At 66.2% G+C, this 19,806-nt stretch carries 20 protein-coding genes and 2 pseudogenes; 13 read left to right on the top strand and 9 right to left on the bottom strand.

Translation table 11 applies throughout. The features are described from left to right. Positions 1 to 103: 103 nt before the first annotated feature. The 3 genes and pseudogenes from NA10_RS10045 to NA10_RS10035 form a co-directional block, all read right to left on the bottom strand. Positions 104 to 774 (bottom strand): annotated as a pseudogene (locus NA10_RS10045) (response regulator). Beyond that, the gene (locus NA10_RS10040) at positions 711 to 1,076 is read right to left on the bottom strand and encodes an ATP-binding protein (RefSeq protein WP_373862354.1); all 366 of its coding nucleotides are present in this window, start codon (positions 1,074 to 1,076) and stop codon (positions 711 to 713) included. Before NA10_RS10040 ends, NA10_RS10045 begins: the two are co-directional and overlap by 64 nt. After that, on the bottom strand, positions 973 to 3,096 hold the full coding sequence (locus NA10_RS10035) for an MMPL family transporter (RefSeq protein WP_084514476.1): 2,124 nt from the start codon (positions 3,094 to 3,096) through the stop codon (positions 973 to 975). Before NA10_RS10035 ends, NA10_RS10040 begins: the two co-directional genes overlap by 104 nt. 141 nt (positions 3,097 to 3,237) lie before the next feature. On the opposite strand from NA10_RS10035, the gene NA10_RS10030 reads away from it, so the two are divergent. After that, entirely contained in the window at positions 3,238 to 3,450 is a 213-nt protein-coding gene (locus NA10_RS10030) for a DUF5302 domain-containing protein (protein WP_067566450.1), read from the top strand. Positions 3,451 to 3,517: 67 nt separating this feature from the next. Here NA10_RS10030 and NA10_RS10025 read toward each other — a convergent pair whose 3' ends face one another. Then, positions 3,518 to 5,122, bottom strand: a complete 1,605-nt coding sequence (locus NA10_RS10025; protein WP_067566447.1) for an MDR family MFS transporter — start codon at positions 5,120 to 5,122, stop codon at positions 3,518 to 3,520. Beyond that, positions 5,119 to 5,748: a TetR/AcrR family transcriptional regulator gene (locus NA10_RS10020; RefSeq protein WP_084514475.1), complete on the bottom strand. Its 630-nt coding sequence runs from the start codon at positions 5,746 to 5,748 to the stop codon at positions 5,119 to 5,121. Before NA10_RS10020 ends, NA10_RS10025 begins: the two co-directional genes overlap by 4 nt. Before the next feature lie 192 nt (positions 5,749 to 5,940). Here NA10_RS10020 and NA10_RS10015 point away from each other — a divergent pair, with 192 nt between their 5' ends. The 3 genes from NA10_RS10015 to NA10_RS10005 all read left to right on the top strand — a co-directional run bounded on the left by NA10_RS10015 (position 5,941) and on the right by NA10_RS10005 (position 8,711). Then, positions 5,941 to 7,056, top strand: a complete 1,116-nt coding sequence (locus NA10_RS10015) for a methyltransferase (protein ID WP_067566441.1) — start codon at positions 5,941 to 5,943, stop codon at positions 7,054 to 7,056. A 159-nt stretch (positions 7,057 to 7,215) separates the two neighbouring features. After that, positions 7,216 to 7,905, top strand: coding sequence for a DUF899 domain-containing protein (locus NA10_RS10010; protein WP_067566575.1), 690 nt, complete (start codon positions 7,216 to 7,218; stop codon positions 7,903 to 7,905). 404 nt (positions 7,906 to 8,309) lie between these two features. Then, positions 8,310 to 8,711, top strand: a complete 402-nt coding sequence (locus NA10_RS10005; protein ID WP_157556331.1) for a hypothetical protein — start codon at positions 8,310 to 8,312, stop codon at positions 8,709 to 8,711. A 31-nt stretch (positions 8,712 to 8,742) separates the two neighbouring features. Here NA10_RS10005 and NA10_RS10000 read toward each other — a convergent pair whose 3' ends face one another. Further along, positions 8,743 to 10,014: a glycosyltransferase 87 family protein gene (locus tag NA10_RS10000; RefSeq protein ID WP_084514474.1), complete on the bottom strand. Its 1,272-nt coding sequence runs from the start codon at positions 10,012 to 10,014 to the stop codon at positions 8,743 to 8,745. 297 nt (positions 10,015 to 10,311) lie between these two features. Between NA10_RS10000 and NA10_RS09995 the strand changes: the two genes are divergently transcribed. The 3 genes from NA10_RS09995 (at position 10,312) to NA10_RS09985 (ending at position 12,654) form a co-directional block, all read left to right on the top strand. After that, on the top strand, positions 10,312 to 10,839 hold the full coding sequence (locus tag NA10_RS09995) for a hypothetical protein (RefSeq protein WP_067566427.1): 528 nt from the start codon (positions 10,312 to 10,314) through the stop codon (positions 10,837 to 10,839). Between the two features lie 229 nt (positions 10,840 to 11,068). Next, positions 11,069 to 12,262, top strand: a complete 1,194-nt coding sequence (locus NA10_RS09990) for an FAD-dependent oxidoreductase (protein WP_067566424.1) — start codon at positions 11,069 to 11,071, stop codon at positions 12,260 to 12,262. Positions 12,263 to 12,324: 62 nt separating this feature from the next. Continuing rightward, positions 12,325 to 12,654, top strand: coding sequence for a hypothetical protein (locus NA10_RS09985; protein ID WP_067566421.1), 330 nt, complete (start codon positions 12,325 to 12,327; stop codon positions 12,652 to 12,654). A 123-nt stretch (positions 12,655 to 12,777) separates the two neighbouring features. Here the strand turns inward: NA10_RS09985 and NA10_RS09980 are convergent, their stop codons facing one another. Then, entirely contained in the window at positions 12,778 to 13,653 is an 876-nt protein-coding gene (locus NA10_RS09980; protein WP_218021493.1) for a LysR family transcriptional regulator, read from the bottom strand. A gap of 164 nt (positions 13,654 to 13,817) precedes the next feature. Between NA10_RS09980 and NA10_RS36610 the strand changes: the two genes are divergently transcribed. Both NA10_RS36610 and NA10_RS35425 read left to right on the top strand, forming a co-directional pair. Further along, on the top strand, positions 13,818 to 14,024 hold the full coding sequence (locus NA10_RS36610) for a hypothetical protein (protein WP_157556329.1): 207 nt from the start codon (positions 13,818 to 13,820) through the stop codon (positions 14,022 to 14,024). Positions 14,025 to 14,205: 181 nt separating this feature from the next. Further along, the gene (locus NA10_RS35425; RefSeq protein ID WP_245677121.1) at positions 14,206 to 14,808 is read left to right on the top strand and encodes a hypothetical protein; all 603 of its coding nucleotides are present in this window, start codon (positions 14,206 to 14,208) and stop codon (positions 14,806 to 14,808) included. Between the two features lie 307 nt (positions 14,809 to 15,115). On the opposite strand, the gene NA10_RS09975 is transcribed toward NA10_RS35425, so the two are convergent. Next, positions 15,116 to 16,240: a TfoX/Sxy family DNA transformation protein gene (locus tag NA10_RS09975; RefSeq protein WP_067566414.1), complete on the bottom strand. Its 1,125-nt coding sequence runs from the start codon at positions 16,238 to 16,240 to the stop codon at positions 15,116 to 15,118. On the opposite strand from NA10_RS09975, the pseudogene NA10_RS39755 reads away from it, so the two are divergent. Then, a pseudogene (locus tag NA10_RS39755) lies at positions 16,143 to 16,898 on the top strand (NsdA family TPR-like regulatory protein); the annotation flags it as partial. The gene NA10_RS09975 and the pseudogene NA10_RS39755 overlap by 98 nt on opposite strands. A gap of 72 nt (positions 16,899 to 16,970) precedes the next feature. Here the strand turns inward: NA10_RS39755 and cutA are convergent. Next, entirely contained in the window at positions 16,971 to 17,303 is a 333-nt protein-coding gene (gene cutA / locus NA10_RS39465; RefSeq protein ID WP_067566412.1) for a divalent-cation tolerance protein CutA, read from the bottom strand. On the opposite strand from cutA, the gene NA10_RS38565 reads away from it, so the two are divergent. The 3 genes from NA10_RS38565 (at position 17,239) to NA10_RS09960 (ending at position 19,762) form a co-directional block, all read left to right on the top strand. After that, positions 17,239 to 17,823: a helix-turn-helix domain-containing protein gene (locus NA10_RS38565; RefSeq protein ID WP_245677120.1), complete on the top strand. Its 585-nt coding sequence runs from the start codon at positions 17,239 to 17,241 to the stop codon at positions 17,821 to 17,823. The genes cutA and NA10_RS38565 overlap by 65 nt on opposite strands. Next, a complete protein-coding gene (locus tag NA10_RS09965) occupies positions 17,796 to 18,038 on the top strand; it encodes a PD-(D/E)XK nuclease domain-containing protein (protein ID WP_067566410.1) in 243 nt (80 codons plus the stop codon). Before NA10_RS38565 ends, NA10_RS09965 begins: the two co-directional genes overlap by 28 nt. A 473-nt stretch (positions 18,039 to 18,511) precedes the next feature. Further along, positions 18,512 to 19,762: a helix-turn-helix domain-containing protein gene (locus NA10_RS09960; protein WP_067566408.1), complete on the top strand. Its 1,251-nt coding sequence runs from the start codon at positions 18,512 to 18,514 to the stop codon at positions 19,760 to 19,762. The last annotated feature ends 44 nt before the right edge of the window (positions 19,763 to 19,806 follow it).

Genomic DNA, 19,806 nt, shown 5'->3' with positions numbered 1-19,806 from the left:
CGGCGGTATTCTCAATACCGCCGCGCCGCAGCACGTTCAGCTCGATCCCAGCGCATCCAGCTACGTGAATCTGCCCCTGGCCCGGCCGCTCGAGTGAGGAGTCTCAGCGGGGCGGTTCGACCCGGACCAGACCGGATTGGAAGGCGATGACGACGAGTTGGGCGCGGTTCTGCACGCCCACCTTGGACATGGCGCGCTGCACATGGTGCGCACGGTCAGCGGGCTGACATACATCTTCTCCGCGATCTCCTCATTGGACAGGCCCTCGGCGACCATGGCCACCACCTCGCGCTCGCGGGCGGTGAGCACCGCCAGGGATTCGCCCGCGCTGATCCGGCTTTCGGGCCGGGCCAGGTAGCGGGCGATCAGGGTGCGGGTGGCGGTGGGTGAGAGCAGCGCATCACCCGCCGCCACGGCCCGGATGGAGCGCAGCAGCTCCTCCGGGCCGACGTCCTTGCCGAGGAAACCGCTGGCCCCGGCCCGAAGCGCCTGCGCCACATACTCATCCAGTTCGAAGGTGGTCAGGATCAGCACCCGGGTGTCGCGCAGAGCGGGATCGGCGCAGATCTCCTGGGTGGCGGTGAGACCGTCCACCCCGGGCATACGGATATCCATGACCACCACATCCGGTTCGGTCTGTCGCGCCAGATCGACTGCCTCGCGGCCGTTTCCGGCGATACCGACCACCACCATATCCTCGGCCGAATCGATCAGCAGCCGGAAGGTTCCGGCCAGCAGGGCTTGATCATCGGCCAGCAGTACCCGAATGGCCATGGCGTCTGTTCCTCCGGCTCAGGGGTTTTCGGTGGCTCCAGCGGAAGTTCCGTGGTGACCTCGAAGCCGCCGTCCGGCCTGCGCCCGGCGCGCAGATGGCCGCCGACCGAGACCGCGCGTTCGTTCATTCCGATCAGACCGTAGCCCTGACTCTCCGAATCCTGTTCGGCACGAAGACGTTCGGCGACCTCGCCGCCCTCATCGGAGACGCTGATGGTCAGCAGCAGCCGGGAGTAGACCAGTCGCACCGCCGCGGCCGTGGTGCCCGCGTGCTTGGTGACATTGGTGAGCGCCTCCTGGATGATCCGGTACGCGGTCAGGTCCGCACCCGGTGACAACGGTCGCGGCACCCCGGTGACGGACCGCGATCATAATGGCAGCCGCGGCCACCACCACCCGCCCGCTGTGCCGGAAGCCGGTGACGATCGCCTCCTTGGCGCTCTCACCGTGCGCGTACGCCTCCCGCATCCGGGTCACCAGGAAGACCTCGTAGTCCATGGCGAGTCCGAAGACCACGCCGATCAGGAAGATCGGCATCATGCTCATGACCGGCCCGGTCTGATGCACGCCGATGAGCTCGGCCAGCCAGCCCCACTGGAACACCGCGACGATCACACCGAAGGCCGCGCCCACCGAGAGCAGGAAGCCCAGCGCCGCCTTGATCGGCACCGCGATGGAGCGGAAGACGACCATCAACAGCAGGATCGCCAGCCCGACCACCACCGCCAGGTACGGCAGCAGGGCATCGGACATCTTCTGCGAGACATCGATATTCATCGCGGTCGCACCGGTGACCAGCATGGTCGCCCCGGTCGCCGACTTCAGATCGGCTGCCTCACCGCGCAATTGGTGAACCAGGTCCTTGGTCTCGGTGGTCGAGGGACCGGTGGCGGGCACCACGTTCAGCATGGCGGCATCACCGGCCTGATTGAACATGGCGGGCGACACCGAGACCACACCCTTTGTCCCGGAAAGGATTCGGCTCGCCTGTTCGACCGCGACCTTGGGATCCGCGACGCCCTTGACGTCGACCGCCACGGTGAGCGGACCGTTGAAGCCGGGGCCGAATCCGGCGGCCAGGGCGTCGTAGGCGCGTCGCTGGGTGGTCGAGGTCGGCTGCGCCTCGTCACCGGGCATACCGAGTTCGAGACCGGTCATGGGCAGGGCGAGCGCACCCATGCCGACCAGGCCGATCAGCAGTACCGCCACCGGGCGGCGGACCACGAACCGTGCCCAGCGGGTGCCCATCCGGTCCTTCTCGTCGGGCCCCTCGGTGGCCACCACGGTGCCGTCGGCCTTGGCAGCCGAGGACTTGCGGAACGCCTTCGGCATGACCGCGCGCTGGAAGAAGCCCAGGAGTGCGGGCAGCAGGGTCAGCGCGATGGTGACGGCGACGGCGACGGTCCCCGCGGCGGCCAGGCCCATCTTGGTGAGCGCCGGAATACCGACCACGGCCAACCCGGCCAGGGCGATGACGACGGTCAGGCCCGCGAAGACCACCGCGGAACCGGCGGTTCCGACCGCGCGACCCGCGGCTTCCTCGGGGCTGTACCCCTCCGCGCGTTCGGTGCGGTACCGCGAGACGATGAACAGCGCGTAGTCGATGCCCACCGCGAGTCCCAGCATCATGGCGAGAGTCGTTGTGGTCGTGGACATTCCGATCGCCACAATGGCGGCTATACCGACCCCGATGCCGATCAGCGCGGTGAGCAGCGGCAGTCCGGCGGCGGCGAACGCGCCGAAGGTGATCATCAGCACCACCGCGGCGATGGCGATGCCGATGGCCTCGGTCGCACCGCCCATCTCCGGTTTGGGCATGAGCGCGGAACCGCCGACCTCCACCGTGACGCCCGCGGTCTTACCGTGCTCGATGGCGTCTTTGAGCGCGGTCTTGGTCGCATCGGTCAGATCATTCGGTGTCACATCGTAATTCACGGTCGCGTAGGCGGTGCTCCCGCTCTTGCTGACCGCACCGGTCTGGAACGGATCGAGCACGCCCTTCACCTGCGCGCCGCCCGCGACCTCGGCGACGAGCCGCTCGACCGCCGCCCTGTTGGCATCCGAACCGATCTGCTGACCGTCCGGGGCGGCGAAGACGATACGGGCCTGCGCCCCATCAGATTTGGTGCCCGGGAACCGGTCGGCCAGCAGATCGAACGCCTGCTGGGATTCGGTCCCGGGAATCGAGAAGGTGTCCGGCGGCGCGGTCGGCGCGGTCGCCGCCCCGGCCACCAGCGCGGCCATGATGCCCAGCCAGAGGACTACGACGAGCCGTCGCTTCTCGAACGCGAATCGACCCACCCGGTACAGGAATTTCGCCATGCGCCCATGCTCGTTCGCGGGCGCTGTAGTCGGCATCGTGCAGGTGAAGGCCGTTGCGACTACTGCGTTCGCAGTACGCCCGGCACGGGTGTACTCGATCCGCAGACATCCGTGTGGGTCCGGTCATGGCAGGCTTACCCCATGGCCGATGAACAGGAAGCCCCCACCGAACACCCCGAGGGCGATGTCAACGAGTCGCCGACCGAGGCGACCAAGCGCAAGTTCCGCGAAGCGCTCGAACGCAAGAACGGCCACGCCGGAAACGGCGGAACCGCTCAGAACAATGCCAAGATCCACGGCACACATGCCCAGGCCGGCGGTAAGCGCACCTTCCGCCGCCGCGCGGGCGGGTAGCGAGCACCGTGCGCACGGCCCCCGATCACCGAGACGATCGGGGGCCGCGCTGCGCGGAATACCGCGCTCAGCGAGAGCCGATCGGCTCCGAATCCTGCTGCGGCACATCTTCTTCCATGATCGCCTCGCCGCGTGCCACCATTCCGGCCTCATCCGAGAGCGTCAGTTGCGGGATGAACAGCGCGAGCACGAAGGCCAGGATCGCGCCCGGAATCAGATACCAGAATCCCGGAACCAGCGCGTGCACATAGGCATCGACGATCGCGTCGTGCAGTCCGGCGGGCAGGTGCTTGACCACCGTCGGCACCAGATTGCTCGGATCCAGACCACTGCCCATCGCCTCCGCACCGTGCGCGTGGAAGGCATCGGTGAGGCCCTCGGTCAGCCGGTGCGTGAAGATCGAACCGAAGACCGCGACGCCGATCGCGCCACCCATCTCACGGAAATAGTTGTTGGCGCTGGTCGCGGTGCCGATCTGCTCGGGTGACACCGCGTTCTGCACCACCAGCACGATGATCTGCATGATCAGGCCCAGACCCGCGCCGATGGTGAAGAGCATCCCGCCGATCACCCACATGGGGGTGTCGGCCTTCAATGTCGTCAGCCACAGCATGCTGGCGACGATGACCAGCGCGCCCAGCGGCGGATACATGCGGTAGCGACCGGTTTTGGTGATCGCGCCCATCGAGGTGATCAGGGTGGCCATCATGCCGACCATCATCGGGATCAGCAGCAGACCCGAGACCGCGGCCGAGGCGCCGGTGGCCATCTGCAGGTAGGTCGGCAGGAAGCCCAGCGCGGCGAACATGACCAGGCCGACGATCAAACCGATCGCCGAGGTCAGCACGAAGGTGCGATTGCGGAACAACCACAGCGGCAGCATCGGCTCCTGCGCCCGCGATTCCACCATGATGAAGGCGGCCACGGCGAGCACCAGCGCCACGATCATCGTGATGATCACCGCCGAACCCCACGCGTACTGCTTCCCGCCCCAGTCGGTGATCAGAATCAGCAGCGCGGTCGCCGAGGACATCAGCACCACGCCCGGGTAATCCGGTTTGGTCTTGGGCCGATGACTCGGAATCGACAGGTAGCGGAAGGCGATGACCAGCGCCGCGAGCCCGATCGGCACATTCAGCCAGAAGCACCAGCGCCAGCCCGGGCCATCGGCGAAGAAGCCGCCGAGCAGCGGTCCGGCCACCGAGGTGATACCGAAGATCGCACCCATGGGAGCCATGTACTTACCGCGATCCTTGGCGGGCACCACATCGGCGATGATGGCCTGGGCCAGGATCATCAGACCGCCGCCGCCGACGCCCTGCAGGCCGCGGAAGGTCACGAACTCCCAGAAACCGGTCGAGGCGGCCGCGCCGATGGAGGCCGCGGTGAAGACGGCGATGGCGAACAGGAACAGCCAGCGGCGGCCGAACAGATCACCGAACTTGCCGTAGACGGGCATCACGATGGTGGTCGCCAGCAGGTAGGACGTTGCGGTCCACGCCATTTGGGAGACACCGCCGAGATCGCCGACAATGGTCGGCATGGCGGTGCCCACAATGGTCTGATCCAGGCTGGCCAGGAACATTCCCGCGATGAGCGCGGAGAAGATGAGCCAGATGCGCTTCTGGGTGAGGACGATCGGGGTCGGCGGCGCGTCAGCCGTCGAGGTCATCGGTTTCTCCTGTCATCGGAACTATCGAAAAGCCTTGCGGCCAGGACTGACTGATCGCGCAATGCGGCGGTCAGGGAGCGGTTCGGATCGGCGGCCAGGCACATGGCGGCCCGGGTGGTGAGGGCGGACATGATGCCCGCGGCGAGCGAGGCGAATTCGGGATCGACCTGCTCGCCCAGGCGCGCGGAGAGCAGTTCGGCCAGTGCGGCCTCATGTCGCATGCCCGCGGCGATGAAGCCCGCCAGCACCCGGGGTTCGGCGGTGATGAGTTGGGTGACCAAGGAAATGCCCTCGCGTGCTTGCTCTTCCGGCTCGTACAGGGAGGCGTACAGCGCGACGAGGTCGTCGATGAGCACGCCGCCGGGACCACCGGCGATGAAATCCCGCCGGGCCTCGGGCGTCCCGATCTCACCGGCCGGGCCGACCACGGCGTCCATCTTGGTCTCGTAATAGTTGAAGAAGGTGCGGGCGGAAACCCCCGCCGCCTTGGCCACATCGTCGACATTCATCGCGTCGATCCCCTGCTCGACCGCCAATCGCCTTGCGGCCATGCAGAGTTCGAGTCGGGTACGACGCTTCTTCTCCTCCCGCCAACCGAGGGCGGATTCCTCCTGCGCTGAGGGCATGGCGCAAATTTAGCAGAATCTGCAATTTTTCAGAAAATGCAATTACGTGGCGAGGGTCTCCCGGAGCGGGACGTGAAACCGTGCTAGGTTCGACGGATGGGTATCGGCGCCCCGGCGGCGCCGTTCATCAGCGAAATTCGCTAGCCAGCGCTCTCTCGCACCCCGCACGTTTCGCGACGAGGAGAGAGCGCCGTGACCACCATTTCCTGGGCCGAGAACCAGATCGAGATCACCGCGCGGCGGCACTCGGAGAACGGCGCGCCCGCGCCCGCGCGGGTGCTGGTCGCCGATGACGAGATGAAGGCCGATACCGCCTACCGGCACTGCTGCGAGGGCACCGCCCTGCTGTGGCGCGGTGACTACCACAACGCCCGGCAGCTGCTCGCCGCGCTCGAGCGCCGATTGGACCGCAAAACCCCTGCCCCCGTGGCCGATCCGGCCGGACTGTTCCGGCAGCAGCGCGGGATTCGCAGTCATCGCGCCCGGGTGCTGGGACGCGTGCTGGTCGTTCTCGAACAGGACTACACCCTCGAGCTGCGCCGGGCTCCGGATGTCCGGCAGGCTTGTCAGGAGGCGTACGGCCCTTCGACCGGGGCCACCGTGGTGGCGCTGACCGAACTGCTCGGCGTGCTCGGCGCGCGGCAGTGGCGGGAGCGGGGTGTGCCGATCTCCAGCCTCGACGCGCGGATTCATCCGCACTACGGGGTGTTCTCGCCCGTCCGGGGTGAATACATCGATCTGGTCGCGAAAGCGCCACTCCCCCAGCGGATTCGGACCGCCTTCGATTTGGGCACCGGGACCGGGGTGCTGGCCGCGGTCCTCGCGCGGCGCGGTGTCGAGCGGATCGTGGCGACCGACGCCAGTCCCCGGGCATTGGTCTGCGCCCGCGCGACCGTCGAGGATCTCGCGCTGTCCGATCGGATCCAGGTGGTCGGACCCGCGCTCTATCCGCCGGGCCGCGCCGATCTGATCGTCTGCAATCCGCCGTGGCTGCCCGCGCGTCCGACATCGGATCTGGAGCGCGGGGTGTACGACCCGGACAGCGCCATGTTGCGGGACTTCCTCACCGATCTGCCCGCACACCTGGAACCCGGCGGCGAGGGCTGGTTGATCATCTCCGATCTGGCCGAACTGCTCGAATTGCGTACGCGCGCGGATCTTCTCGCCCTGATCGAGGCGGCGGGACTGCGGGTGGCCGACCGGCTCGACACCATGCCGCGGCATCGGCGGGCCACCGCGACCGAGGATCCGCTGCACGCGGCGCGTTCCGCCGAGGTCACCTCGCTGTGGAGACTGACCGCCCGATAGCGTGCAAGATCGGACACTTCGTGCGAATCATTGGGTCTTCGCGCTGCCTGATCGCCGGAACGCTCTCGATACTGCGCTTCGGTTGACCGATGAGTTCGCGCGCTCCGCGGGGTCTACACCTACAGCACGCACTCTGTGAGCACGTTCAGGGAGGATCCCATGAGCAATTCCGCACTGCCACCCGTCGTCGACACCGAAACCTGGCGGCGTGAACTCGACGCGCTGCGCGTTCGGGAGAAGGCCGCGACCCGCGAACTCGATGCCATCGCCGCCCAGCGCCGACGCCTGCCGATGGTCGAAATGCCCGACTACACCCTCGAAGGCGCACAGGGTCCGGTCCGGCTGGTCGATCTCTTCGACGGCAAACCGCAACTCATCGTCTACCACCACATGTGGTTCGAGGGCGAGGAGTGGCAGTGCGGCGGCTGCACCGGATTCACCTCGCAATTCACCCGATTGGAATTCCTGGACAACTACGACGCGCGCTTCGTCATCGTCACCCAGGGACCCATCGACGAGGCGCTGGCCTACAAGCGCCGGGTCGGCAACAAGATGGACTGGTATTCGACCGCGAACAGCCCGTTCGGCGCCGATGTCGGCGCACCGCCCGGCGGCGGCTTCGCCGTCAATGTCTTCCTCCGCGACGGTGACACCGTCTACCGCACCTGGCACACCACCGGCCGCGGCACCGAACAACTCAGCCACTCGTTCGCACTCATCGATCTGCTGCCGTACGGCCGCCAGGAGCAGTGGCAGGACTCCCCCGACGGCTGGCCGCAATCCCCCACCTACAGCCGCTGGAGCGGCTCCAAGGAGATCGCGGCCGCCTACGGCGAACCGGGCGCGTGATCCACGAGACAGATAGTCCGGACACAGTGTGCACCGGTCTCCGTTACGGCCCCGAACGATCGGGCCGGGGACCGGTGGTCACCGCTGCCGAGGGGTGAGTCTGGTGGGCGCGGTCCCGAAGGCGGAGATGGACAAGGTCCGACATGCGATCGGATTTCGGCGCGGCGTGCGTGCCATCGCGTAACGGGGTGCGGGGTGGCGGCGAACCCTCTCACAGGGCTCGGGGCGGGCCGGGAAGGATGGGTTCACAAGCGGTCATCGGAATGCCATCAGCTCGTCACCACAGCGGTGACGGTCAAGGCGCACAATGATTTCCGCACTGTAGCCCGGAGGTCCCGATGTTCGAATCCTGTTGCTCCCCACACGAATCCGCCCACCTGCTGCGGGCGCGATACGGGCTACCCGTGAAACTGTTCGCCGATCGGCTATACCTCACCACCGGGCCGGATCTGGAGGCGATCGTCGTACCCCGCACCCTCGGCGAACAGGTCCGCGCCCGCCTCGCCTACCTCTCCCAGCCCACCCCGGCCGTGGTCGACCCCCGCAACCGGCACTGGACCTTTCTCACCGCCCGCCCCACCCCGCATCACGCTGTCCCCCAACCACTTCAGCGCCGCCTCGGCCACCACGGCGTCACCCTCCCCCAACCCGGCTCCCGGGTCATGCTCCCGCGCTCCGACGACACCCTCGGCTGGCGGTGGGCCTGCGAACCCACCCCGGGCGACCTGCACCTCCCGCACCGCGCCCTCGTGCTCGGTGCGATCCGCCTCGCGATACTCGAAGGCACGGACGACGTTCCGGCGTGAAAGCGCCCAGCGCGCCGCCGATATCAGCGGACTACGAGTTGTTCAGGGCCATCCCGGAAGCGACGGGCACCGGGGTGGCGCGGCGGCGTGCGGTGACCAGGTACAGCGCCACCAGCAGCACGCTCAACCAGACATAGGAGTTGCCGAAGACCTGTTCCCAAGGGGTCCAAGACATCTCGCGACCATCGCCACCGGGAACCCAATTCGGCGGCCCGTACACGAAGACGGCCGCGGTGCACGCGGTGACCACATACCAGCCGACCGCACTACTCCACGGCAACCGCACCGCGTAGCCGACCATGGCGAGCAGTGCGGGGGCGATCCAAACCCAGTGATGGGACCACGAGATCGGCGACACCAGCAGCGTGAAGACAGCGTTGAGCGCCAAGGCCAACGGCGGGAAATCCATCGCCTGCCGCATGGCGGCCACCACCAGCGCCAGCACGAGTGCCCCGAGCGCCAACCACAGCACCGTGAACAACGGCTTGTGAATCTCGTACCGCGCCAGCACCGCCTGGATCGACTGATTGGTATGGAAGGCCGAACCGCTCAACCCCGACACATTGCCGAGCCCGCCGAACCAGTACTCCATCGACGATTTCGGCAGCACCGGAAACGCGATCAGCGTCGCCGTCGCGGTGGTGATCGCAGCGGTCGCCGCCGCCCGATAGTCACGGCGAATCAGGAAGTAAAGCACGAACGCGGCCGGGGTCAGCTTCACCGCGGCGGCGATACCGACCAGCATCCCCCGCTTCCACTTCGGCTTCTCCGTCAAACAGTCGGCCACCACCAACGCCATCAACAGCAGATTGACCTGCCCGAAATCGAGCGTCGACCGCACCGGCTCCAACAGCAACGCCGGCGGCGTAGCGCACGCGCCCGCGAACAGCGCCAGCCGAACCCGGTCCTCGCCTGCCCACACCCGCCGCGCCACCAGATACAGCGACAACGCCAGCGCCGCCACCGAGGTCACGAAGAACCCGAACGCCGCCGCATCCCACGGCAGCAGCGCGAACGGCGACAGAATCAACGCCGCGAACGGCGGATAGATGAAGGGCAGCCCGATCCCGATGGTCGTCTGCGGCAACTGCCCGTACAGATCACCACCGTGCCGCAGCGTATCGATCCCGATCCGATACACCTGCAAATCGATGAACCCGCCGGTTATCCGCGTGAACGGCCACAGCGGCCGGGTCAAACACAGTGCGGTGAAGCCCGCCAGCAACGCCGGAACCAGCCACATCACCCGCCCGAAACGGCGGTCCAGCGACTTCGGCTCATCAACTGCGGTCGAACTACTCATCGGCGGCGACGATACCGACATCTGGCCCGCCGGTCACAACGGAGCGGGAAATGACCACGGCGCTAACCCGAAACCTTCGAATGCGGTCGCGTATCGAGCAGGACCGGAATCTGCGTGGTCACCGGATCGGTGATGGGCGTGGTCTCGACGAGATCCATCCGGCGACCGGCTTGCCGCACTCCCGGTCGAGTGGAGAGTCGACTCCCTGTGCCGGGTTGGCATCGATCGGTTCGCCGCGGCCTTCAGCGTCGGCGTGGCCCAGTACCGTATCGAATCGACAGGTGGATGACGGGCCCAATGGACGTCAAGCACCTGATCGGCTGGGCGTTGATCTTCGCGATACTCAGTGGGACGTTCGAGGGAATGGGTTCCGTTATCGTCGACGTCGCGCAGGGCGCATGGATGTTCGTGCGGAATCTGATCACCGGGCGCTACCGCGGCCGGGGACCGATAGAGCATCGGGTGCAGCCGTTCCATCTCGAATACAGCGAGGAGCCCGACGCCGAAGCCGCGACGGCCACAGAGCAATTGATCCGGACCGTCGTGCGGGAGTTGATGGACCCGGATACCCGCCGCACGACAGACTCGGATCCGTCGATCGACGATCCTCCGAAGGCGGTACTCGTCGAGCGGGCCGCGTCGTCGCCACGGTGGTGGCCGCGGCTGTTTCGGCGCGAGGATGACGGAACCGCCGAGCTGTCGGGCGTCGTCACCGCCGTCTGCCGTGCGGACGACACCGGCTGGGCTGCAACGCTTTTAGATGTGATGTCAATGTTGTCCACGGGTGGTGTCCGCATCGAGCTGATGCATCGGCTCGGTGGTTGAGGAAGCCGCGGACCATATCGAGGTGCTGTGGCGAACCGCCGGAACCGGGCACGACTGGAAGCCTCGGAAGCGTGGAAAGTGCTGCGACGCAATTAGCTCGAGGCCCCCGTGAGGGTTTTGTTAGGAAAGAATCTCTTACGGTGGACCCTGCGAATCCCAGCTGGTTGCCTCGGCTCGTCCGCACAACACTGAATTCGGACACTTCGAGACCCGGGGGGATGGGATCGTCATGAGACAAGCTTTGATCATCGGCGCGGGGATTGCCGGGCCGGTCGCCGCGATCGCGCTACAGCGCGCCGGGATAGCGGCGACCATTTACGAAAGCTACTCCGGCACAGCGGAATCGGTGGGCGGCTTCCTGACCGTGGCGGTGAACGGCCAGTATGCGTTGCGCACACTGGAACTCGACCACTGCCTCGCTGCGGGCTTCCCGACTCCTGACATGGCGATTTCCAGCGGCAGCGGCAAACTCCTGGCCGCTTTCCCCTACGGGCCGACGCTGCCGAACGGTCCGGTGGCCCGGACGATTTCGCGATCCGACCTCTATACGGCACTGCGCGCCGAGGCGCAGGATCGTGGAATCGAAATACTGCATGGCAAGCGGCTTCTCGATGCCGAAAGCGACGGCTCCGCCGTGCGCGCGCATTTCGCCGACGGGAGTAGCGCGGTCGGCGATCTGCTCATCGGCGCGGACGGATTGCGCTCGCGCACTCGCGAGATCATCGACGCCGCCGCACCGTCCGCCCGCTACACCGGTTTGCTCAATACCGGCGGATACGCGAACGGCGTGCGGTTGGCTTCGCCGCCGGGCGAACTGAACCTGATCTTCGGCAGGCGCGCGTTCTTCGGATATGTCGTGCATCCGGACGACACGGTGTGGTGGTTTGCCAACCTGCCCGAGAGCACCGAGCCGTGCCCGAAGGACTTGTCTTGCATGGATCTTCGTGCGCGGCTTGTCACTCTGTTCGATCGCGACCGCTCCCCGGCCCTCGACATCATCGGCCGCACCGCCGCACTGGCCGCGCCGTACGGGACCTACGACTTCCCCTCGGTCCCCACCTGGTCCCGCGATCTCATGATCATTATCGGCGACGCCGCTCACGCTGCCTCACCGTCGGCTGGACAGGGCGCGTCGCTGGCCATCGAGGATGCCGTCGTCCTCGCCCACGCGCTCTCCGAAAAATCTTCCGCGACGGCCGCTTTCGAACACTTCGAGCAATCCCGCCGCGCCCGCGTCGAACGGGTCGTAGCCTGGGGAAAGAAGGCAGGGGACGGCAAGGCTCCAGGCGCTTTCGGTCGCCTGATCCGCGACCACATCGTCTTCCCGTTCTTCGTCGGCCCTCACGCGGGCAGAGGCAAAGCCGACCCGCTGTCCTGGATCTACGAGTTCCCGTCCCACTGGGATGCGCTGGCGACCAGCTGACGCGATCACCGAATGCTCGCACCACAGAACGAAAGGATGTCACAGTGATTTCACTGGGACGAATGCTCGAGCGGGGCGCGGTTGTCGCATTCCTCGTGACAACCTCGATCGGCGGCTATTCGGCGACGACCGCGCAGGCGGCGTCCGGGATCGTGTACTACAAGGCGGTCATCGACGGACAGACGCACCCCGTCATCGACCCCGCGGACTTCGAATGCCGCAGTTTCGAGATCGCCGGGGCGAACTATGCCGTCAACGACACCAATGTATCCGTCCGCTTCTACCCGGACGAGTCCTGCGGCAGCACAACGGGAACGACGACGCTGGAGCCCAATCAGGCAACTACCTTCGACCCGCCGACGGGGTCGATGATGGCATTGGGGGCCCGGTGACCGGACGGGAGCCGCGATTGTCATGGCGCGCTTTCGGGCTGTGCGCGATCCCGTTGGCCGAAACGGGGACCGCCGAATACAGCGTGCATCGCGCCAGGCGCGGGGTGAGTCGATACGGCGGACTCAGGCGAACAGTCGGGTGAAGGCGTCCAGGGCAGCGCGCATGCTCGGGCGTGTGGTCGAGGACTTGCGCAGTGCCAGACCGAGATAGCGGTAGGCGGTTGGCTCCAGCGGAACCGAGACCACCCGCCGCCGATGGGTGTCGCGCAGCAGTAGCAGTGAAGGCACCGCGACGGAGTCGCTGGCCTCGACGTAGGCGGCCGAGAAGTCGATGCTTCGTGAGCGGGCGACCACATTGGGGGTGAATCCGGCGTCCTCGCAGAGTTTGCCGAGATATTCGCACCAGGGTGTCCCCTCTTCGCAGAGCACCCAGTTCTCGGCGCGCAGCTCCTCGATGCGAAGTGATTCCGATTGAGCCAAGCGATGCTCCGCGCCGAGCAGTACCACCAGTTGATCGTCGAGCAACGGAATCCGTTGCAGTACAGGATCGTCGGACCGGGGTTGCGGCTCGAAGGAGTCCACGAGCGCCAGGTCGATCTCGCCGAGTTTCAATGCGCGCAGCGCATCTGGTGTCTCTCGCTGTTCCAGCTTTAGATCGAGCTCGGGATACTCCGCTCGCAGCTTGGTGACGGTCGGGACGGCGGCGGCCGAAGCCGTTGGGACACAGCTCAATCGCAGCAAACCGGAGATGGAGCCGCGCAACTGTTCCAGGCCGGCCTCGGCTTGTTCGATGTCGGCGAGGATCTCCTTGGCCGCCCCGACCAGCAGCTCGCCCGCCGCCGTGAGCCGCACGCGGCGGCCGATCCGTTCCAGTAGCTGAGTCCTGGCCTCCGACTCCAAGCTCGCGAGCTGCTGCGAGACGCCCGCCGGGGTGATGTACAGCGCGTCTGCCACAGCGGCGATGGTGCCACGTTCGGACAGTTCCACCAGAAGCCGCAAACGCCAAGGATGAAGCATGAATACGAGCCTAAGGCCACAACTGTGGGGTTCTGATTAGGAGAGAACTTCTCGCCGGTGTCATTGCGGATAGTGACTGGTCGCTCCGTCTCATGTGGTGAATGATGGAGTGGCCTGTGCTCCGGACAGGCACGGGGGTGAATACGATGAGAATCAAGGCATGGTTGGCTTCCGAAGGCCGACTGCTCCGGCTCGGCTGGGCGGCGGGATTGGGTGATCTCGATGCCATGTACATGATCGGCCGACCGTTCGCTGTGACCCGGGCGGCTCGGTTCTGGGCGGCAATGCCTTCGATAGTTTTGCGATCGAGCAGCATTGCGATTTCTTTCAGTAATGCCCTGCCGGATTCGTAGCGTATCAACAAATCGCCCAGTTAAGCTTGGCATGGGGATTGAAGGCAGGAATCAGCCCGATAGTTGCTACGTACCTCATTGGTTAATTGCGGAACGCGGTAGCGGGCATCATAAACCATTTTGCCAATCATGGCCCGAGGGCCGCCATTCCGGAATCCTATCCGAAAAGGAATCAACAGGCATGAGAAAATTTGCGACCGTGGCCCTGGTTGTCGTGGCGGTCAGCGCTCTTGCGGGCTGCGACCACGGTGGCGCCGCGCCAGGGACGAGTGGCGCCGCCGCGCCCAGCTCAGCTCGGCCCGATGCCTCGTCGGTCGATCGGTTGACAACCGCACCTCTGGCACCGCAGGCGCCCTCTGGATTGCCGGCGCGTGACGGCGCGACCGTCGATGCCCGTGACTACCAACAGGGTGATCGGTTCTACTTCCAGTCGCCGAGCGGAAACATTATGTGCGGCTTCAACGTCGGAGATGGCAGTGTCGTCGGATGTCAGCTGGCGCGTGTGTCGGTCGTACCACCGGCCCTGCCGGACTGCGGTTCTCGGCCGGATCGTGCGGTTGCCGCCCGGATTGCCGGTGGGGCAGCGCAATTCGCATGTCTGAACCAGGGTGTATTCGTGGGCGACCCGGTTGGCGGCGGGTCGAAGGGCGGCGGCAAGGTCCTGCCCTACGGTGCCACGATCACTGTTCAGGGCACGGCGTGCGAATCACTGCGAACCGGCGTGAGATGTAGTTCGGGCGGCCACGGATTCATGGTCGCGGCTGGCGCTCAGTCTCTGTTCTGACGGGCCCAGCACCCGACGACGAGTCTGGTCGGAGTCGTCGATGCCGGAGTTGCCGGGCGATCGGATCTATCGCCGGTACTGGCTCGCCGTGGTGATTCGTTTCTCGGGGATGCCATGACTTTCGCTGGGCTATGGGAGGCCCCGGCCGCCAACACCCTGCTGGGCGGCCTGCCCGAGCGACTTCGCTGCCGCGGCGCGGGTCTGTTGAACACGGCGAGCGACGCCGTCGCCCTTGTCGGGGCGGCCCTCGGAGGTGCACCGGGTCCTCGGTTCGGCGTCACCGAACAACCGACGGTCCGCCCAGAGGTCAGCGACGCCGACCGACAGTGGGGCGGACGGGCGCTCGGTAGCGGTGTCGGCGGCGCGGCTGTCGTGCGGGCTCCGGACCCAGTGCGGCGAGCAGCTCGCGGCGGCGGTCCGCATCGATGCCGCGACGGTCGCGATAGGTGAGTGCGCCTGCCATCGCCCACAGCATCTCGAGGTCCAGGCCCTTCACCTCGGCGGCGCGCATGCGGCGGTACGCCTCGACCGCGCCGACGTCCGCGAGATCGTCGAGGGTGGACACCTCGGCGTGGGCGAGCATGACAGCGGCGGCGCGGCCGAGCTCGTAGCGGCCACCCCTCCATTCGCGAATCGTCAGATGGGCCTCGCCCCTGACCTTTTCGGCCTCGCGCCAGATGGCCGGTCGCAGGACTGCGGGGTCGATCGGTGCGTCGGAGCGGGACAACACTTGCGCACGAGCCTGGCTGGCCACGTTCGCCATTGAACGGAAGCGCCGGAAGACTTGGATTTCACCGTCATCGCCTCGATCCCAGGACCCGAGCTCGACGTGGTCGGTTCCGTACGGGCCCGACGTATCGAGTTGGGCTGTGCTCAGCGCCCAGGCGCGGCACTCCTCGGCGGTGGCGGGGGCGACGACGAGCAGCCCGCTCCGGCGACCGACGCTGCCCTCGTCGTCCCAGTGGCGGTAGCGATCCCACCAGCTCTGCCATGCCTCGGGTTTCAACGTCCGGTCCAGACCGAACGTGTGCCAGCGCACCGTGCCGTCCGAATTTGACAGGGGCAGTTGGCGTTTCAGTTCGAGGGCAACCCGATCGCCGAAGGGGGCGCACCAACCGGGCGCCAGGACAATGGGATCGGGCGGGTCGGCGTCGAACGGCGTCGGGATGAGGAACGGTCGGTCGATGAGCACGACCGTCCCGGGACGAGCCTGATAGGAAAGGCCCCACAGCAATCGGGCCAGCAGGCGTGCCCCGTGGTCGTCCGACAATACGTGCCAGGTGCCGTGGTAGTAGTTCGTGCTGAAACGAGCGACGCTACCGGGGCGCAAGGTGATGACCGTGTGGGTGCGACCGGAGGACCGCACCAGGTGTCGGTGCAGTTTGAGGCCGTCGGTGGCGGATCTGGCTGTAGCCGGGCGTTGCTGTTTCATCGCATTTCAGTACACCGTTCCGGAGTCACGCGAACAAGCGAATTTCCGGCCGCTCGGGCGAGCCTGGCTGGAGTGGCCCGTCCCCAGCGAATGGGTCCTGTTTCACTACAGCGGCCGAGCTGCCGACGAGGCATCGAGCCGCGCGCTGGCAGCGAACGCACTCGTCCACATCTCATATGCGACTGGAGAAACCGAGTCCGCACAATCAGCCGAATCAGCCTGCACCGCAATAGGACCCGATGCCCATGGCAAGGCTCGCGCCCTGCTCGAGTCTCGGCGTGCCTGGTCCTACGCCACCACTGGCGATCGTGACGGCGTGGCCCGTGCGCTCGACTCGGCCCATGATGCACTCGCGGGTGCGTCCACCGATGACGCTCCTCATTGGTGCGCCTGGGTCGACGCTGCCGAGCTCGACATCAAGACCGGCCGCGTCTGGTCAGTGCTACGCCAACCAGACCGAGCGACTGCACCTTTGGAACGCGCCCTCGCGTCCTACCCCGATCACTGGGCGCGCGACCAGTCGCTGTACCTGACGTGGCTTGCCTATGCCTACCTCGACGCTGGCGACGAAGCCCAGGCGATATCGACCACCGAGCAAGCATTCGCATTGGCCGGTCGCGTCGCCTCGGTGCGCCCCTTGGCCAGGGTGCGAGAGTCGCACAGCGATGCGCCGCAATCGGTCTCACGGGTGGGCTCGAACTCGCCAGGCGTGCCAACGCCGCGCACGTGCCTATTCCGACGCAGCTGTAGTCTGCTCGACCCATTCGGCATAGCTGTCGATACACCACTCGATCGGGCTCGCCGTCACTTCTGGGCTACTCCAAGGATGCAGCTCGGCCACCCGTGCCGCGAGCCTGTCGCGCACGGCAGCGGACGTTCGCAGAGTGACCCGCCACTCCTTGCCTTCGCCGAGCTCCCCCAAGTGCCAAAACACCGACGTAGCAGGCCCGCTGATCTCGGCCCCGGCCGCGAGCCGGTCAGCGACTACAGCCCTTGCAATGGCTCGCGCATCATCCTCGGTCGGAGTCGTCGACGTCACTGACCACACCCTCGCCGCTGTCATACCGCCACACTATGCCGCCTCCCAGCTCTCGACCTGGGCTCTCTGCGGAGTTGAAGGCGGAGTTTCTGCGCCTGGTGCGAGCGAGGCACGAAAGGTCAACCCGCGCAGGCAGGAATTCCCGCGGCTGCGCGCTGCCGGACTTACCCACGCGCAGGCCCGCAAGCGGGTCGGCGCCGATGCCCGATCGGCCACCGATTGGGACAAGGGCATCACGATCATCAACCGGGGCCGGGTCTATCCGGACGGTCGCGTGGTGCGTTACCCCGAGCCCAACAATGGCGTTGTGCCGCAACGAAGATCACGCGCGATCGGTGGGAGTGTCGACCTCGAGGTTGTCGAGAAGGTCATCCATCGGCGATATCTCGGTCTGGTCGAGCGTGAGCAAATTCAGGACCTGCGCCGTTCTGGTTTGTCGATCCGCGAGATTGCCTCCGAGCTGAGCCGGAAGAAACGACCCCGCGTAGGGCGGGCGGCTCGTATCGCATCGACTTCGTGCTATGCCAGGAACAGGCGGCGGTAGAGGCAAAGATGACCCGAGAATCGCTCGGAGCTAAGGAAATCCGTAGCCAACTCGTCGACGATATGTTCGGCTATCGAGGACAGAAGAACGTCGCCGCGCTAGTCGTAGTGGTCTACGACCCAACTCGGCGAATCGACAACCCAGCCGGATTCGAGCACGATCTCAACACTGACGACCCCGAGCTCCTGGTTCGCATTGTCATTGCTCAGGGCTGATTCATTTGAGCTGATAGCGGTTATCCGGCGTGGCGGTTCGAGTAGGGACACAGCGCGACGGCCCCGCAAGTCTCTGACCTGCGGGGCCGTCATGGGTGGAGCTGCCGGGAATCGAACCCGTTCCGAAACCCGGCCAAGAAAGAAGAATGGCATCTGAGCTGCATAAATTGTCATGCGGAGGCATGGCAAGTCAAGGTAAATCACATAGGGTTGTGGGCAAAATGTGGGCGCGTCGCGGACCCGACCCGAAACCCCCGAGACCGTACGAAAACCCTAGACTTGTATTCGCGCCTGGAGGTGCGGGAATACCGGCTCCCAGGCGGAGCCACGGACAACAAGAAGCCGTCACTGGGTGGCGACCCGGTGACGGCTTCTATGCGCCGGTGAGTGTGGTGGCGCAGTTCTCGATGTTACGCCCGGCCTATCGCCTCGATCCCCTGGTTGAGCGGACCGAACGGTCGTAGCGTGGATGCATGAGTGTGGTGGACTTGGGCAGTGGCGTGCCCCCGAACGAGCTCGGACGCCGACTCCGCGAAATCCGCGCGTGGCGCGGACAATCGCTCGAAGTGACCGCAGGACTGGCAGGCATCTCCTACGGCTACCTCGGCAAACTCGAACGCGGCGAGAAGACACTGGAAAACCGACGAACCCTCGAAGCCCTGGCGCATGCACTACGCGTCGCACCCTCCGAATTCACCGGCCGCCCCTGGGAGGTACCCGACGGCCCGGGTACCGACGCGTATGCGGGCGTGGTCGCGGTCGAGAAAGCCCTGGACGTGTGCCAACTCGGCGACGATCCCGGCACACCGATTCGCGAATGGGCACCTGTGCGCGCGGATCTCGCCCAGCTCGAGGAACTGCGCGGGGCGGGTGACTATCAGGCCATCGGCCGACTCTCACCAGATCTGTTGCTCGAGCTGCACGCGATGTACGTGCGGACACCCGAGTACCGCGAACCGATCCTGATCGGCATGATCGGCTGCTACTTCGCCATGATGGTGATGGCCAAACGCCTCGGAGTCCGCGGTCTTCCCCTGCTCGCGGCGAAGGCCGCACAGGAATGCTCGGAGGAACTCGACTCGCTCGCATGGCGCGGCGCCGCGATGTGGATGCGGGGCAACGTCACAGGTTCGCTGTCGAGGCCGCAGCAGTACAACCGCGCGGTAGCGCTGGCAGACGAGCTGACTCCAGGCTTGGACGATCCGCAGGTACTCCAGGCATACGGAATGCTCCAGTTGTCGGCGTCGCTGGCGGCCGCCGTGCAATCGGACCGCAGTACCGCCGTCACCCACCTGGATGAGGCTGCCGCGGTAGCCGATCGAATGGACAGCGATGTAGGCGATTTCGGCCGAATGTGGTTCGGCCGCCTCAATGTCGGCATCTGGCGCTCATCGATCGGAATGGAACTCGGCGACGGACCCCAAGCCATCGAAGCCGTGGCGGGTATGCCTATCGCGACCATCCCCGACCCGGCGCGGCTAGCGGGCTTCTACTCCGAAGCGGGCCGCGTCCTGCTCGCCGAACCCAAGACGCGCGACAAGGGCTTGTCGGTGCTGTTGCAGGCCGAACACCTCTCGCCGCAACGTCTTCGCAGTGACTTCTTCGTCCGGGAAGCTGTGGCCGACCAGCTGCGCGCAGCCCGGCGCGACGCCGGCGGTCGGGAGCTGCGCGGCTTGGCCTGGCGGTTGGGCATCGGCCCGGAACTCGATCGCAAACCGAACTGAATTCGCCGATTTGTCCTCTGGGGACAGAAAGCCCTGACCTGCGT

Origin of the sequence: Nocardia acidivorans NBRC 108247 (genome assembly GCF_001625085.1) — a bacterium.
Lineage (GTDB): Bacteria > Actinomycetota > Actinomycetes > Mycobacteriales > Mycobacteriaceae > Nocardia > Nocardia acidivorans.
Note: the sequence above shows the minus strand (reverse complement) of the source record. Positions and strands in the feature narration are given on the sequence as shown.